The sequence below is a fragment of the Klebsiella sp. PK18 genome (genome assembly GCF_057784655.1).
This window is the reverse complement of the sequence record NZ_CM173493.1, coordinates 941,609-957,209: the sequence shown is the minus strand read 5'-3', so window position 1 is coordinate 957,209 and position 15,601 is coordinate 941,609. Positions and strand designations below refer to the sequence as shown.

The following is a 15,601-nucleotide window of genomic DNA, read 5'->3' as shown; positions in this document are numbered from 1 at the left end:
CTCAAGTCGCCGACAGCCAGCGCGTCAGCCGCGTAGCGAAATCGGCCTGGCTTTCCAGTAATTCATCGCCCTTCACCAGCGGCGCCGGGCGGGTAATGACGATGCAGGGGATCCCCGCATCAAGACAGGGTTGTACTTTTTCCTGATAGCCCCCTTCCGCGCCCGAGGCTTTCGTGACCACAACATCAGCCCGGCACTGGCGATAAAAGGCGGCGTTAAATTCGGCGCTGAACGGCCCGCAGAGGGCAAAGATTTCCCCGACGCCAAACCCCAGATCGCTACAGTGCTGAACCACCTCCGGCACCGGCAGCACCCGGGCGAGCAGCGTTTTCTCCGCCAGTCCCGCCCGCCAGGCCGCCAGATCTTTGCTGCCGGTGGTCAGCAGGATCCGCTCCCCGAGGCGACGGGCCAGCGCGCAGGCCTCGTTCAGATCGCCGACCACGTGAAGTAGCGGATGGCGCAGATCGCTCAGCTGCTCCGGCCTTTGATAGCGGCTGAGCAGGACCCCGACGCTGGCGCAGGCGCGCACAATATTCTGGCTGACCACTTCGGCGTAGGGGTGAGAGGCGTCAATCACCCAGCGGGTGCGCTGCGCCCTGAGCCACTCCGCCATCTGCTGCCACTCCATGCGCCCGCAGCGTATCCGCCCGCGGATATCGCCGGCCAGCCGCTCGCCGGTGGGGGTCGCCACCGACAGGGTGTAGCGCACGCCGGCGGCGTCCAGCTGCTGGCAGATCGCCCGCGCATCGCTGGTGCCCCCGATAACCAGCACGTCGCCGTGGTTCACAGCGCGTAGCCTCGCGGGGTGATCATCAGACCGTTGTCGATGTAAGTCGCTTTGTTGCCGACGATGACCAGACTGGTCATATCCACCGGGGCAAAATCCATCTCCCCGAGGGTGGTCAGCCATTTCTCCTGCTTTTTGCGCCCGGCGGATTTGACTACGCCGACCGGCGTGTCCGGGCTTTTGCTGGCCGCCAGCAGCGCAAAGGCGCGCGCCAGATGCCCTTCGCGGCCGCGACTGCGGGGGTTGTAAAAACAGATAACGAAGTCTGCTTCCCCTGCGGCGACAATGCGTTTTTCAATCACTGGCCACGGCGTCAGCAGATCGCTGAGGCTGATATGGCAGAAATCATGCATCAGCGGCGCGCCGAGCAGCGAAGCGGCGGCGATACTCGCCGTCATCCCTGGGATCAGACGGACCTCAATGTCCAGCTGCTGCTTATTGACCAGCTCCAGCACCAGCCCCGCCATGCCGTAGATGCCAGCGTCGCCGCTGCTGATCAGCGCAACGTTGTTCCCGGCCTGCGCCAGCTCAATGGCGGCCTGGCAGCGTTCAATCTCTTTGCACATGCCGGTTTTGATCACCTGCTTGTCACCGGTAAAGGCTTTTACCAGGTGGGTGTAGGTTTTGTAGCCCACCACAATCTCTGCCGCCTGCAGGGCCTCCACGGCTTCCATGGTCATCATCGCCTGCGAGCCAGGGCCAATTCCGATTACGCTTAACATCAGTGTGTTACTCCCAAAGTAATGGTCACGCCCTGCTCACGCAGGGTTTCGCCGGACAGGTTTCCCTGACTCAGCAGCCAGGCCACCGGGCCGGAGACGCTGCCGACGCCGACCGTCTCCCGGACAAAAGACGAGGCTGGAAAGCGGTGCTCGTGCTCGCGCAGCGCCTCGGCGCTGAAGGTTTCGAACGGCACCCGGCAGCGGTGAGCCAGCTGGCGCAACCCCGGCTCGTTTGCCTTCAGGCTCACGCTGCCGATCGCTTTCAGCGCCAGCGGGTCAAGACGCTGAGCGACAAGCTGGCGATCCAGCAGCGTACAGAGCAAGGAACAGGGGGTGTCGCGCCGACAGCCGATCCCCGCCACCACCCGCTGGGGCACCAGCTTCCAGTGAGGTACCGGCAGCGGCGGCAGCGACCGGCGCAGGGTGACGCAGATCAGCGCGTCGAGCGCCGGCAAGCGCGCCAGGTCGCTTACCGGGATAAAGCCGCGTTGGTCGCACCGGCTTAGCGCCTCGGTAAATTCAGCGTCGCACCACAGCCCCACCCGCATACCGCTCACCAGCATCTGGTTGACGGTTTTCACCGCCGCGCGAAAATCGGTCATCCGGGCGTTCAGCTGGAAGGCCAGCGTGTCAAGGGCGGCCAGCTCGTTGACATCGGTGGCGGTGGTGATCACCGGGTCGGCGTCGAGCATCCCGGCCAGATAGCGGGTCAGCGCATTCGCCCCCCCGGCATGGCCGGAGAGCAGGCTGATGACGTGCCGGGCGCGCTCATCAATCACCACCACCGCCGGGTCGCTGAACTTGTCATTCACCAGCGGGGCCAGCACCCGCACGGCAATCCCGGTGGCGCCGATAAAAATCAGCGCCGAGAAACTGCTGAATGCCTCGCGGGCTGCGCTGGCAAAGCCGCCGTTGAAGGGGATAAACCCCTCTTCCTGCAGCGCTTCGCTGGTGTAGCAGGTGAGCGGCAGCATGGACGCCAGCCGTTTTGCCAGCCGCACGCCGCCGGGCGTCAGGCAAAACAGGGCAATGGATTCAGGCTTTACGGTATTCATGGCTAAAATCCGCTGCGTACAGTTTTGAGTAGTGATACTCATCGCCGAGGAAGGGACCGACCAGGATCAGCGCCGTTTTGCGGATCCCGGCGTCGCGTACTTTGTCGCCGATGTCCGCGAGGGTACCGCGGACGGTCTGGCTTTCCGGCCAGGTGGCCTTGTAGATCACCGCGACCGGGGTGGTCGCGGGGTAGCCGCCCTCCACCAGCCGCTCCGCCACCCGGTGAATACGTTGCACCGACAGGTAAATCGCCATCGAAGTTTGATGGCTGGCAAAGGCCTCCAGCTGTTCGCGCGCAGGAACCGGCGTGCGCCCTTCCAGACGGGTAATGATCAGACTTTGCGATACCTCAGGCACCGTGTACTCCACCCCCAGCTCGGCCGCCGCGCCGAGGAAAGCACTGACGCCCGGCACCACCTGCCAGCGGATCCCGCGGCGGGTCAACTCTTCGCCCTGCTCGCGCACCGAGCCGTACAGCGAAACATCGCCCGTCTGCAGACGCACCACCGTTTTTCCCGCCTTCACCCCCGCCTCCATCAGGTCGAGGATCTGCTCCAGATGCAGCGCGGCGCTGTCGTGGCACTCCGCCTGTGGCGGACAGTAGGCCAGCAGCTCGGTGTTGATCAGCGACCCGGCGTAGATCACCACCTGCGCCTGCTGCAGCAGACGGTAGCCTTTGAGAGTAATCAGTTCGCGATCGCCAGGACCGGCGCCGACGAACCACACGCAATGGGGATCAAAAGTCTCAGCCATGGTTTTCTTCCTTCTGACAGGCGATGACAAAAACGGGATTATGGGGTTTGAAATAGTGGCCGCTGCCCAGGGTAGCCAGGGTGGAGACCGCCAGCTGCTGGCAGTCCACCTCGTGGATGCCGCACTGCTGCAGGTGCCCCAGGGCGCTATGAAGGTTTTCCTGCAAAATAAAAGTCATCACCAGCCGGCCGCCAGGATGCAGCTGCGCCAGCGACCAGTCGATCAGCGCCGTCAGGTGGCCGCCGCTGCCGCCCATAAAGATCGCGTCGGCTTTGTCGGCGACCGCCAGCGGCGCAACGCCCGCCACGATAGCGATGTTGTCGCAGCCAAAGCGCTGCCGGTTGTCCGCCAGCAGGCGCAGCGCGTCGGCCTGACGCTCAATCGCCGTCACCCGCAGCGCCGGGTTCTGCAGGGCGGCCTCAATGCTGACGCTGCCGGTGCCCGCGCCGATATCAATCAGGTGGCGCGCCCGGTGCGGCTCCAGCTTCGCCAGCGCCAGCGCGCGCACGGCCTCTTTGGTCATCGGCACCTGGGCGCCGCGCAAAAACAGCTCATCTTTCATCGAGGATCACCACCGCATTCATCTCATATTCGTCCTCCACGGCGCTGACCGGCAGCCAGTGGATCCGCTCGTTTTCCATCGCCAGATTCTCGCCAATCACCATCCAGCGATGGCCTTTGCCGCGGGCCGTCAGTTGGGCGGCAATCTCCCGCGGCCCGCAGCGGCCGTCGGTCACCATGGCGACTTTCCGGTGGGCGGCCAGCGCATCGACGCTCAACTCCCGGCCATGGCTGCTGGTCAGCCACATGTCGTTCATGTCGATGCCCGCCCGGGCGCAGAGGTACTGCACCGCGCTGATGCCGGGGATCACCTGCACCCGTTCCCGGCCAAAATGGGCAATCAGCCGGGTGCCAATGCCATAGAACAGCGGATCGCCGGAGGCCAGCACCACGACGTGGCGCCCGGCGCGGGCCTCGATCCACGCCAGCAGCGCCGGCATATCAGCCCCCAGCGCAAAGCGCTCGCCGGCGAAGGCGGGAAACTGCCGGAGGTGGCGGCTGCCGCCCACCAGCGCCTCGGCGGCGGCGATCGCCTCGCGCGCGGCCGGGGCCAGCCACTGCAGCCCCGCCGGGCCCATCCCCACGACCGTCAACATGCCAGCTCCCGGGCAATCGCCGCCAGCGGACGGCTGCTGCCCAGCACCTGGTTATCAAAAGAAAACAGAACCGCGTCGCAGGCAGGCGGTTGCTGAGTGAAGCGCAGCATCTCAAGAACGCGCTGGCAGATACGCTCAGCCAGATGGTTATAGAGGCGCTGGTATCCCCAGGCGTCGATATGCTCCATTGCCGCTTCGGTGGTGTCGCACTCGCTGACCAGCGTCAGCAGCGGCAACGGCGCGCCAAGCAGCGCCAGATGGGCGACGAGGGTTTCCATCCGCGCATCGGCGATATGGCTGTGGGTATGAAAGATCCCGGCGGCGATTTTGATCAGTTTGCCGGGGTGGCCGATGAGCACAATCTGGCGGAAACCGAGCCGGACCGCCTCTTCAATCATGTAGCCGACGAAGTTGCTCATGGTGACCACCACCTGCGGGTCGATGCCCATCTGCTCGCGGACAAAGCGCTCGCCGTGGTTGCCCGGCACCAGCACCACGCGCTCCAGCCCGGCGGCGCGTTTTATCTCCAGCTCGAGGGAGAGCGAGCGCTTCCAGCTCTCTTCCGACATCGGGGTGACGATCCCGGTGGTGCCGATAATCGAGATCCCGCCGAGGATCCCCAGCCGCGCGTTATAGGTTTTTTGCGCGCGAAGTACACCTTCCGGGGCAAAGATCTCCACCTGCGCGCCACGGGAAGGGCCAATCGCTTCGCGCACGGCGGTCTCGATGGTGTGCCGCGGAGTACGGTTTATCGCCGGGCTGCCTGTCGGCAGACCGATCCCTTTGCGGGTCACCGTGCCGATGCCCTCGCCGCCCTGCAGGCTAATCTCTCCGCTGTCATTGAGGGTCACCCGGGCAAAAATCAGCATGCCGTGGGTGGCGTCGACATCATCGCCGCCGTCTTTACGGATCGCGGCGACCGCCTGCTGCCCTTCGACGTGCGGAGACTCGACGTTCAGGCACAGGGTGACGCCGGAGGGGGTGACGATCGAGACCTGGTGGATCAGATGCTGGCGCATCACCATCAGCGCCGCCACTTTTGCCGCCGCCGTGGCGCAGGAACCGGTGGTGTAGCCCTTGCGCAGCGCTTTGCCGTGATGCCACACCGGGGCGTCAAAGGTCTGATCGCTCATTGCGCCTCCCGCAGGTGGTAAAGCAGAGCGTTCACAATCGCTGCCGCCACGTTGCTTCCCCCCTTGCGGCCGAGCGCGGCGATGGCCGGCAGGCCGCTCTCGCTGAGCGCCGCTTTCGACTCCGCGGCGCCGACGAACCCGACCGGCACCCCCACCACGCCGCCGATGGCCGTCTCGCGATGTTCCAGCAGGCGAAACAGTGCGGTTGGCGCATTGCCGAAGACGAACACTTTCTCCCCGGGCTCCTGCACCGCAATATCCACCGCCGCCATCGAGCGGGTCATCCCCCGGCTTTGCGCCTCGCGCACCACCCGTGGGTCGCTGATATAGCAGCGGCATTCGCCGCCAAAGCGGGCCAGCAGGTTTTTGTTGATCCCGGACAACGCCATGGTGGTATCGGTATACAGCGTGCAGGGCCGGCTCAACGCCTCGCTCAGCGCGATCAGGGCATCCGGAGAAAACCACAGAATATCCAGCCAGTCGAAGTCAGCGGTGGTGTGGATCACCCGCTTGATAATCGCCTCGTGCAGCGGGCTGGCGAAACGGTAGTCCGGTCGCGTTTCGGCGATGATCTCGCTGATGATGTCGAAGCTTTTCGCCTCGATCGCCTGCGGTTGTTGGATGTACTGCATCAGGTTCTCCTCAGGCCGCGCCGACCAGCCAGTAGCGCACGCCGATAAATAGCGCCAGCGCCAGGCTTGACGCCACCCACATTAATCGAATGGTTCGGGAAATATCGTCCACCGCGATGTCGCGGACGGCGTCGCCTATCCAGGGCTTTTCAACGCGCTGGCCGAAGTAATCGTTCGGGCCGCCAATGCGGATCCCCAGCGCGCCGGCGACGGTCGCTTCCGGCCAGGCGCAGTTAGGACTGCTGTGCTGATAACGATCGCGCCAGCCCGTACGCAGCGCCCGGGCGCCATCTTCCCGGCATAGCGCTGCGGCAAGGCTGAGCAGCAGCCAGCTCAGCCGGGCGGGAAGGAAGTTGGCTACATCATCAAGACGGGCGCTGACCATGCCGATCGCCCGGTATTTTTCGTGTTTATAGCCGACCATGGAATCGAGGGTGTTGACCGCTTTATAGGCCATGGCCAGCGGCGCGCCGCCCAGCAGCAGGAAAAAGAGCGGCGCGATAATGCCATCCACCGTGTTTTCCGCCACGGTCTCCACCACCGCACGGTTGATCTGCGCGGGCTGGAGCTGAGAGGTGTCGCGCCCGACAATCCAGGAGAGCTTATGCCGGCTTTCGGCGAGATCCCCGGCCTGCAGCGGCCGGGCCACCGCCATCGCCGACTGTGCCAGACAGCGTCCCGCCAGCACGGTGAAGATCATCCACACCTCCACCAGCCATCCCAGCCAGGGATGGAGCCCGTGCGCCAGCGCCAGTGCGCCCCAGGCCACGCCCCATGTCAGGCCGGTCACCACCAGCCACATTACCCCGCCGCCGATGCGCAGCGCCCGGTCGCTATGGCAGACGCGCCGCACCACACGCTGGCTGACGGTGATCAGGCGACCTATCCAGCGCACCGGATGCGGCCAGTGCGGCGGATCGCCAATGAGCACATCAAGTATCCAGGCCACACACCAGGCGAGAAGAGTCATTGCGCCCTCCTTGCCGCTCGCAGCCAGTGGTTGAGCATGGTGGGGCGCTGGGCAAAGTGGACATGGAGATAGCTGGCAAAGGCGCTGCCGGACTGCCATCCTCCCGGCCACTGCTGGAGCGTCTTACCGTCTCGCTGTTTACGGCAGGCCAGTACGGCAGGGGTGGCGGGCGAAAAATCGGAGTAATGAAATTCATGGCCGCGCAGCCACTCGCCAGGAGCGGCCAGCAGCGTCTGCTGCTGCGCCTGCGCTTCGCAGTAGCCGAACCGGGTCAGACGCGTCCCCATTCGGCTGTGTCCAGGAATAATATCCGCCATGGCGTAGCGCTCGCCGCCGGTGACTTCCAGGGTCGTGCCCAGATACATCAGGCCGCCGCACTCGGCGTAGATCGCCACCCCGCGCCGGTGCGCCGCGCGAAGCTGCGCCAGCATCTCATGGTTGGCGGACAGCCCGGCCGCATGCAGCTCCGGGTAGCCGCCACCGAGCCAGATCATCTGGCAGGCCGGCAGCTGGCGATCGCGCAGCGGGCTAAAGCGCACCATCTTCACGCCGCAGCGCGCCAGCAGCGCCAGGTTATCGGGGTAATAAAAATTGAAGGCCTCATCGTCGGCGAGGGCCAGCGTCAGTCCTTCGCCGGCGTCGGCGGCAAGCTGTTCCCCCCACTCGCCGGCCGGCATGGCGGCCAGTTCGCTGAGGGCCAGTAGCCGGTCTATGTCGAGGGTGCGCCCCAGCAGGCTGGCAAAATCCCGCCATGCCTGCTGATTGACCACCGACTCGCGGGCGGTCACCAGCCCCAGATGCCGTTCAGGCAGCGCCACGCCTTCCACGCGCGGCACATAGCCGAGCACTGGCACCTGACAGTAGCGCTCAATGGCGCTTTTCAGCAGCTGGAAGTGCGCGTCGCTGTTAACCCGATTGACGATAACGCCAGCAATGTTGAGGGCCGGATCAAAGTGTTGAAAGCCCATCACCGTGGCGGCGATGGAAGTCGACACCGCTTTGCCATCCACCAGCAAAATCACCGGGCAGCCAAGCTGTTTGGCCATCGCCGCGCTGCTGCAGTAGTTGGGGTCGATGCCGTAGCCGTCATACAGGCCCATCACCCCTTCGATAACCGCGATGTCGGCCTGCTGCAGTTGTTCGGCAAACAGCGCGTTGAGTATCGGGGCGGGAAGCATAAAGCTGTCGAGATTGCGGGAGGCGACGCCGCTGATGGCGGTGTGCCAGGCGGTGTCCAGGTAGTCTGGCCCCACTTTACACGGTTGCACCCGCAAACCGCGCTGTTGGAGCAAGCTGAGCAGGCCAAGCGTAACGGTGGTTTTGCCACAACCGCTGCCGGTACCCGCAAGAATAAACGCACGCCTGGTTGCCATACCCTGTCCTGTTCAGGTGGTCGGGGTATAGCTGCGCGCATGCCTGGTCCTGCGACCACGCACCGCTAAGCCACCCACTTCCCACCGAAGTTGTTGGTCAGTTACCGGCAGGCAGGTCTTCTGGCTTAGCCTCGTTCTCGCCCGCCCTTCCCAATCTTTCGATCAGTGGTTTTTGCGGGGTCGTCAGCATCACAGCAGCGGGGGCTGCGGGGGATTTACACCCCCTTCCCTGACACCAAACTGGTGTCGAACCTGTCGGTTGTATTCGCCGATGCGCCATGCATCCGCGGTTAATGTTTCACGCTTACTTTTACCGCCTCATCGCCTGCAAAATGACGTCCGCGAGGTGAAGCGGTGTTGTGATATTCATCAGTCTCGTATTAACGGACACTCTATCCCATCACAAAAATAAAAACTGGTGTAGTTTATCCCTCGAATATCACTATTTTGTTGCGCTATGACAATTTATTGCTCTACTGTCATTTTTTTCATTTTATAATGATGAAGATACTCCGGGATATCAAAAATCGGCAATAGCAAAATATTGTCATTTAAAAAGACTCAGTTTGTGATCCGGCATTAATTTGCTGACGAAATGCCTGCGGCGTTACCTGATAGGTCTGGCGAAACACTTTGCAAAAATAGCTGGTTTGCGAAAAACCTAAATTCCGCGCGATGCTGGCAATGCTCCAGTCGCTGTGGCATAGCAGCTCTTTTGCGCTTGCCATCCGCTGCTGATTGACCCAGGCGTTAAAGCCGATCCCCTGATACTTTTTAAACAGTTTGCTGAAGTAGTACGGGCTGAGATAGACGTGCGCCGCCACGTCCTCCAGACGCAGTTCATCGGAGAGATGCGCGTCGATATAGCGCAGCGCCTTCTTCATTTTGCCATCGTGCGGCGAGGCCGCCCGGCTGGCCTGCGCCGGGTCGTTCTGCGGCGGGTTATCTTTGATAACCACAAAGTTGAGCTGTTTTTTCAGGCAATTCTCGACGATCAGCTTCAGCAGATCCGCCGAAGCGATAACCCGCGAATAGTCCATCTCAGGCACATCGCGAAACGCCTGGACCAGCGCCGGATCGTCCTGCCAGCGGTCATCCACGTTCAGAATATCAACCAGTTCAATATCATTGCTCAGACGCACCTGGCCGCATAGCACGAAGCCAACGAGGTGGCCGGCGATCACCAGCGGGATGGAAAAATCGGTTAACCCCGCGTGACAGCGGTAGATACACAGCTGGTCATTTTTCGAAGCTTCCAGCCCGCCGCAGCGGTCGCTCATGCGACAGCGTCCGCTGTGCTCCGGATGCTGACGCATGAGTTGGCAAAACGGCGTGAAATTAAACAGTTCAGAAATCTCATCACCGTGAATATTGACGACCACAACCGCCAGACTGGTGGCTTGCGCAAAATCCTGTGCGATTTTATTGATGAGTTCTGAGTTCAGGGTACTCGCAGAAATCATGATAAAACCCCTCAGTTAATTTTTTGTTATAAATAAAACATATTATTCATATTTCCCTTTTTTAGCATCAGATCCCGTCGACGATAAAAAAGTGCATTGACAATAACAAAAGTCTCCCAACCCGGGGAGACTTTTTGAGCTGTTCGTGATATCGGTTCATGAAATAGTTTTGCTATTTCAGTAATACATTTTTCACTGGATGCTAACGCGTATTTTTCTCCTCAACGCAGGTATGACAGGGAAGATTATTGGCGATGAGAAAACGATAAATTGCGGCGCCGAGGCAGGCGCCCAGCAATGGCGCGATGATGGGCACGATAAAATAGGGAATATCCCTTCCGCCAGTCATCGCGATGTCGCCCCACCCGGCGAGCCAGGCAAATAATTTCGGGCCAAAATCGCGCGCCGGGTTCATCGCAAAACCGGTAAGCGGCCCGGTCGAGGCGCCGATCACCGCCACCAGAATGCCAATCAACAGCGGCGCCAGCGGGCCCTTGGGTACACCGTTGCCATCATCGGTGAGCGCCATGATCATCCCCATCAGCATTGAAGTGATCACCACCTCCACCAGCGCCGCATTCCAGATGCTGAGCTCAGGCGCCGGGTAGGTACTGAAGATACTGGCCAGCTGCAGGCTTTCCAGGCTGCCACGCACCATATGATGTACCGTTTCAAATTGTGTAAACAGGGTGCTGTAAAGTATCCAGGCCAACACGGCGCCGCCAAACGCGCCGGCGACCTGGGCCACGATATAGGGCACCACTTTTCTGCCCGGGAAGCAGGCAAACAGCCACAGGGCGACGGTGACGGCGGGGTTCAGATGCCCCCCCGAAATGCCGGCCGTCAGGTACACCGCCAGAGAAATACCCAGTCCCCAGATAATACAGATCTCCCACAGCCCCAGGCTGGCGCCAGCCAGCTTCAGAGCACTCAGGCAGCAGATACCAAAAAACAGAAATAGCCCGGTGCCTAAAAACTCGGCGATACATTGCGCGCGTAAAGAACCATTCATTGTGACACCTCTTGACGAAGTTCGTGTCCAGGCCAGCCAACCATCGGCTGGCGCCTTGGGTACGGCGAGGCCCACTATAGAAACCGGCGGCAGCAAAGTGTTGGCATCCTGCGGAAAACGGGCGGCGTAAAGTCGCTGAAGAAGAGCAATTTATTGCTATTTGCTCGCGAATTCATGCAGCAATGGCGGGCGTTCAGGGGATATTTTTATTTCCAACTCAATAATAAAAAATTGCAAAAGCGCAGTGCTTATTTTCCAACAAATATCACACCATGCAAAATCTCGCATAGCAAAAATAATTTAAAAAATCACGCCTGAAAATGTAAATACGGAACAGCATCCGCAAGATAATCACATTAATAACAAAAATAAAAACCAATAAAAAACAACAATATAAAACAAATAATGGCTATTTATTATTATATAAAAACCACTATTTTTTCGCTCTACACTATCAACTCAGCCATTCTTTTTCGCCGCCCCGCCATATAGTTCCCTCACTGGAACATACCCTGCGAGGTCTTTATGCAACAAGAAGCATTAGGAATGGTAGAAACCAAAGGCTTAACCGCAGCCATAGAGGCCGCTGACGCAATGGTTAAGTCGGCCAATGTTTTATTAGTGGGCTACGAAAGGATCGGTTCAGGCCTGGTGACCGTCATCGTGCGCGGCGACGTGGGGGCAGTTAAAGCCGCTACCGACGCCGGTGCCGCCGCAGCCCGCCACGTGGGCGAGGTGAAAGCCGTACACGTCATTCCCCGCCCCCATACCGATGTTGAAAAAATCTTACCGAAGGGGAATAGCCAATGAGCAGCAATGAGCTGGTTGAACAGATCATGGCGCAAGTCATAGCCCGTGTGGCGACGCCAGAGCAGCAGGCGCTTCCCGATACCCCCCATCCCACAGGAGAAACGGCTATGGCAGAGAAAAGCTGCAGCTTAACGGAATTTGTCGGGACCGCCATTGGCGACACCCTCGGGCTGGTCATCGCCAACGTGGATGCCGCATTGCTGGAAGCCATGAAGCTTGAAAAACGCTATCGCTCTATCGGCATCCTCGGTGCGCGCACCGGCGCCGGGCCGCACATTATGGCCGCCGATGAAGCGGTCAAAGCCACCAACACCGAAGTGGTCAGCATTGAGCTTCCTCGCGACACCAAAGGCGGCGCCGGCCATGGCTCGCTGATTGTGCTGGGCGGGAACGATGTTTCCGACGTCAAACGCGGGATTGAGGTCGCGCTGAAAGAGCTGGACCGTACTTTCGGCGATGTCTACGGCAACGAGGCGGGTCATATCGAGCTGCAGTATACCGCGCGCGCCAGCTACGCCCTGGAAAAAGCCTTCGGCGCTCCGCTGGGCCGCGCCTGCGGGATTATCGTCGGCGCGCCGGCGTCCGTTGGCGTGCTGATGGCCGATACCGCGCTGAAATCAGCCAACGTCGAAGTGGTGACTTACAGCTCACCGGCCCACGGCACCAGCTTCAGCAACGAAGCCATCCTGGTGATTTCCGGCGACTCCGGCGCGGTGCGCCAGGCGGTGATCTCCGCCCGGGAGATCGGCAAAACCGTACTGGGGACGCTGGGCGCCGAACCGAAAAACGATCGCCCCTCCTACATTTAATACCCGCGAGGCTGATTCATGAGATCGAAAAGATTTGAAGCACTGGCGAAACGCCCTGTGAATCAGGATGGTTTCGTTAAGGAGTGGATCGAAGAGGGCTTTATCGCGATGGAAAGCCCTAACGATCCCAAACCCTCTATCCGCATCGTCAACGGCGCGGTGACCGAACTCGACGGCAAACCGGTTGAGCAGTTCGACCTGATTGACCACTTTATCGCGCGCTACGGTATTAATCTGGCGCGTGCCGAAGAAGTGATGGCCATGGATTCGGTCAAGCTCGCCAATATGCTCTGCGACCCGAACGTTAAACGCAGCGACATCGTGCCGCTCACCACCGCGATGACCCCGGCGAAAATCGTCGAAGTGGTGTCGCATATGAACGTGGTCGAGATGATGATGGCGATGCAAAAAATGCGCGCCCGCCGCACGCCGTCCCAGCAGGCGCATGTCACCAATATCAAAGATAACCCGGTACAGATTGCCGCCGACGCCGCTGAAGGCGCATGGCGCGGCTTTGACGAGCAGGAGACCACCGTCGCCGTGGCGCGCTACGCGCCGTTCAACGCCATCGCCCTGCTGGTCGGTTCACAGGTGGGCCGCCCCGGCGTCCTCACCCAGTGTTCCCTGGAAGAAGCCACCGAGCTGAAACTGGGCATGCTGGGCCATACCTGCTATGCCGAAACCATTTCGGTCTACGGTACGGAACCGGTGTTTACCGATGGCGATGACACCCCATGGTCGAAAGGCTTCCTCGCCTCCTCCTACGCCTCGCGCGGCCTGAAAATGCGCTTTACCTCCGGCTCCGGCTCTGAAGTGCAGATGGGTTATGCCGAAGGCAAATCGATGCTGTATCTCGAAGCGCGCTGCATCTACATCACCAAAGCCGCCGGGGTGCAAGGCCTGCAGAATGGCTCCGTCAGCTGTATCGGCGTGCCGTCCGCCGTACCGTCGGGTATCCGCGCCGTACTGGCGGAAAACCTGATTTGCTCAGCGCTGGATCTGGAGTGCGCCTCCAGTAACGATCAAACCTTTACCCACTCGGATATGCGGCGTACCGCGCGCCTGCTAATGCAGTTCCTGCCAGGCACCGACTTTATCTCCTCCGGTTACTCGGCGGTGCCGAACTACGACAACATGTTTGCCGGTTCCAACGAAGATGCCGAAGACTTCGACGACTACAACGTGATCCAGCGCGATCTGAAGGTCGATGGCGGCCTGCGGCCGGTGCGTGAAGAGGACGTGATTACCATTCGTAATAAAGCCGCCCGCGCGCTGCAAGCGGTATTTGCCGGCATGGGTTTGCCGCCAATTACGGATGAAGAGGTGGAGGCCGCCACTTACGCCCACGGTTCAAAAGATATGCCTGAGCGCAACATCGTTGAGGACATCAAGTTTGCCCAGGAGATCATCAACAAGAACCGCAACGGCCTGGAGGTGGTGAAAGCCCTGGCGAAAGGCGGCTTCCCCGATGTCGCCCAGGACATGCTCAATATTCAGAAAGCCAAGCTCACCGGCGACTACCTGCACACCTCCGCCATCATCGTCGGCGAAGGCCAGGTGCTCTCGGCCGTGAATGACGTGAACGATTATGCCGGTCCGGCAACAGGCTACCGCCTGCAAGGCGAGCGCTGGGAAGAGATTAAAAATATCCCGGGCGCGCTCGATCCCAATGAACTTGGCTAAGGGGTGAAAAATGGAAATTAACGAAACGCTGCTGCGCCAGATTATCGAAGAGGTGCTGTCGGAGATGAAATCAGGCGCAGATAAGCCGGTCTCCTTTAGCGCGCCTGCCGCTTCCGTCGCGTCGGCCGCTGTTGCGCCTGTGTCCAGCGACAGCTTCCTGACGGAAATCGGCGAAGCCAAACCCGGCACGCAGCAGGATGAAGTCATCATTGCCGTCGGGCCCGCCTTTGGCCTGGCGCAAACCGCCAATATCGTCGGCATTCCGCATAAAAATATCCTGCGCGAAGTGATCGCCGGCATTGAGGAAGAAGGCATCAAAGCCCGGGTGATCCGCTGCTTTAAATCTTCTGACGTCGCCTTCGTGGCGGTGGAAGGCAACCGCCTGAGCGGCTCCGGCATCTCGATCGGTATTCAGTCGAAAGGCACCACCGTCATCCACCAGCGGGGCCTGCCGCCGCTTTCCAATCTGGAACTCTTCCCGCAGGCGCCGCTGCTGACCCTGGAAACCTACCGCCAGATTGGCAAAAACGCCGCGCGCTACGCCAAACGCGAGTCGCCACAGCCAGTGCCGACGCTCAACGATCAGATGGCTCGTCCCAAATACCAGGCGAAGTCGGCCATTTTGCACATTAAAGAGACCAAATACGTAGTGACCGGCAAAAACCCGCAGGAACTGCGCATGGCGCTTTAACAAAGGATATCCCGATGAATACCGACGCAATTGAATCCATGGTACGCGACGTGCTGAGCCGGATGAACAGCCTACAGGACGGGGCAACGCCCGCGCCAGCCGCAACGACAAACGACACCGCTCGCCAGCCTAAAGTCAGCGACTACCCGTTAGCCACCCGCCATCCGGAGTGGGTCAAAACCGCTACCAATAAAACGCTCGATGACCTGACGCTGGAGAACGTATTAAGCGATCGCGTTACGGCGCAGGACATGCGCATTACCCCTGAAACGCTGCGGATGCAGGCGGCGATCGCCCAGGATGCCGGACGCGATCGGCTGGCGATGAACTTTGAGCGGGCCGCCGAGCTCACCGCGGTTCCCGACGACCGGATCCTTGAGATCTACAACGCCCTGCGCCCATACCGTTCCACCCAGGCGGAGCTACTGGCGATCGCTGACGACCTGGAGCATCGCTACCAGGCCCGGATCTGTGCCGCCTTTGTTCGGGAAGCGGCCGGGCTGTACGTCGAGCGTAAGAAACTGAAAGGCGACGATTAACAGGGGGCAAG

17 protein-coding genes and 1 riboswitch are annotated in these 15,601 nt (G+C 60.7%); of the genes, 5 read left to right on the top strand and 12 right to left on the bottom strand.

The features are described from left to right. Position 1: 1 nt before the first annotated feature. From AC3EMD_RS04755 to pduF, 12 genes are all read right to left on the bottom strand, one after another. Positions 2 to 787 (bottom strand): cobalt-precorrin-6A reductase, encoded by a 786-nt coding sequence (locus AC3EMD_RS04755; RefSeq protein WP_008806289.1) that lies wholly within the window; start codon positions 785 to 787, stop codon positions 2 to 4. After that, positions 784 to 1,509 carry a precorrin-3B C(17)-methyltransferase gene (locus tag AC3EMD_RS04750; RefSeq protein ID WP_008806290.1) on the bottom strand — a complete coding sequence of 242 codons (726 nt, stop codon included), beginning with the start codon at positions 1,507 to 1,509 and terminating at the stop codon, positions 784 to 786. The genes AC3EMD_RS04755 and AC3EMD_RS04750 overlap by 4 nt, the downstream gene beginning before the upstream one ends. Next, positions 1,509 to 2,564, bottom strand: coding sequence for a cobalt-precorrin 5A hydrolase (gene cbiG / locus AC3EMD_RS04745; RefSeq protein WP_032733746.1), 1,056 nt, complete (start codon positions 2,562 to 2,564; stop codon positions 1,509 to 1,511). The genes AC3EMD_RS04750 and cbiG overlap by 1 nt, the downstream gene beginning before the upstream one ends. Further along, positions 2,545 to 3,318, bottom strand: a complete 774-nt coding sequence (locus tag AC3EMD_RS04740; protein WP_004149602.1) for a cobalt-precorrin-4 methyltransferase — start codon at positions 3,316 to 3,318, stop codon at positions 2,545 to 2,547. The genes cbiG and AC3EMD_RS04740 overlap by 20 nt, the downstream gene beginning before the upstream one ends. Beyond that, positions 3,311 to 3,880, bottom strand: coding sequence for a decarboxylating cobalt-precorrin-6B (C(15))-methyltransferase (locus AC3EMD_RS04735; RefSeq protein ID WP_114500617.1), 570 nt, complete (start codon positions 3,878 to 3,880; stop codon positions 3,311 to 3,313). The genes AC3EMD_RS04740 and AC3EMD_RS04735 overlap by 8 nt, the downstream gene beginning before the upstream one ends. After that, the gene (locus AC3EMD_RS04730; RefSeq protein ID WP_110221810.1) at positions 3,870 to 4,475 is read right to left on the bottom strand and encodes a cobalt-precorrin-7 (C(5))-methyltransferase; all 606 of its coding nucleotides are present in this window, start codon (positions 4,473 to 4,475) and stop codon (positions 3,870 to 3,872) included. Before AC3EMD_RS04730 ends, AC3EMD_RS04735 begins: the two co-directional genes overlap by 11 nt. Further along, positions 4,469 to 5,608 (bottom strand): cobalt-precorrin-5B (C(1))-methyltransferase CbiD, encoded by a 1,140-nt coding sequence (gene cbiD, locus AC3EMD_RS04725; RefSeq protein ID WP_032731187.1) that lies wholly within the window; start codon positions 5,606 to 5,608, stop codon positions 4,469 to 4,471. Before cbiD ends, AC3EMD_RS04730 begins: the two co-directional genes overlap by 7 nt. Next, positions 5,605 to 6,240: a cobalt-precorrin-8 methylmutase gene (locus AC3EMD_RS04720; RefSeq protein ID WP_012540682.1), complete on the bottom strand. Its 636-nt coding sequence runs from the start codon at positions 6,238 to 6,240 to the stop codon at positions 5,605 to 5,607. Before AC3EMD_RS04720 ends, cbiD begins: the two co-directional genes overlap by 4 nt. Before the next feature lie 10 nt (positions 6,241 to 6,250). Further along, the gene (gene cbiB, locus AC3EMD_RS04715; protein WP_302073954.1) at positions 6,251 to 7,210 is read right to left on the bottom strand and encodes an adenosylcobinamide-phosphate synthase CbiB; all 960 of its coding nucleotides are present in this window, start codon (positions 7,208 to 7,210) and stop codon (positions 6,251 to 6,253) included. Then, positions 7,207 to 8,583: a cobyrinic acid a,c-diamide synthase CobB gene (locus AC3EMD_RS04710; RefSeq protein WP_023340680.1), complete on the bottom strand. Its 1,377-nt coding sequence runs from the start codon at positions 8,581 to 8,583 to the stop codon at positions 7,207 to 7,209. Before AC3EMD_RS04710 ends, cbiB begins: the two co-directional genes overlap by 4 nt. Positions 8,584 to 8,676: 93 nt before the next feature. Then, a riboswitch (cobalamin riboswitch) is annotated at positions 8,677 to 8,854 on the bottom strand. A 280-nt stretch (positions 8,855 to 9,134) separates the two neighbouring features. Next, positions 9,135 to 10,046, bottom strand: coding sequence for a transcriptional regulator PocR (gene pocR, locus AC3EMD_RS04705; protein WP_032736359.1), 912 nt, complete (start codon positions 10,044 to 10,046; stop codon positions 9,135 to 9,137). Positions 10,047 to 10,248: 202 nt separating this feature from the next. Next, positions 10,249 to 11,058 (bottom strand): propanediol diffusion facilitator PduF, encoded by an 810-nt coding sequence (gene pduF / locus AC3EMD_RS04700; protein WP_302073953.1) that lies wholly within the window; start codon positions 11,056 to 11,058, stop codon positions 10,249 to 10,251. A gap of 525 nt (positions 11,059 to 11,583) precedes the next feature. On the opposite strand from pduF, the gene pduA reads away from it, so the two are divergent. Genes pduA through pduE form a run of 5 tightly spaced genes read left to right on the top strand, consistent with a single transcriptional unit; the run spans position 11,584 to position 15,590 of the window. After that, the gene (pduA, locus tag AC3EMD_RS04695; RefSeq protein WP_002915737.1) at positions 11,584 to 11,868 is read left to right on the top strand and encodes a propanediol utilization microcompartment protein PduA; all 285 of its coding nucleotides are present in this window, start codon (positions 11,584 to 11,586) and stop codon (positions 11,866 to 11,868) included. Further along, a complete protein-coding gene (gene pduB, locus AC3EMD_RS04690) occupies positions 11,865 to 12,677 on the top strand; it encodes a propanediol utilization microcompartment protein PduB (protein ID WP_302073952.1) in 813 nt (270 codons plus the stop codon). The genes pduA and pduB overlap by 4 nt, the downstream gene beginning before the upstream one ends. Positions 12,678 to 12,695: 18 nt before the next feature. Further along, a complete protein-coding gene (gene pduC, locus AC3EMD_RS04685; protein ID WP_302073951.1) occupies positions 12,696 to 14,360 on the top strand; it encodes a propanediol dehydratase large subunit PduC in 1,665 nt (554 codons plus the stop codon). A gap of 10 nt (positions 14,361 to 14,370) precedes the next feature. Further along, positions 14,371 to 15,051: a propanediol dehydratase medium subunit PduD gene (pduD, locus tag AC3EMD_RS04680; RefSeq protein ID WP_016161755.1), complete on the top strand. Its 681-nt coding sequence runs from the start codon at positions 14,371 to 14,373 to the stop codon at positions 15,049 to 15,051. 14 nt (positions 15,052 to 15,065) lie between these two features. Further along, positions 15,066 to 15,590, top strand: a complete 525-nt coding sequence (pduE, locus tag AC3EMD_RS04675) for a propanediol dehydratase small subunit PduE (RefSeq protein WP_302073950.1) — start codon at positions 15,066 to 15,068, stop codon at positions 15,588 to 15,590. Positions 15,591 to 15,601: the final 11 nt, after the last annotated feature.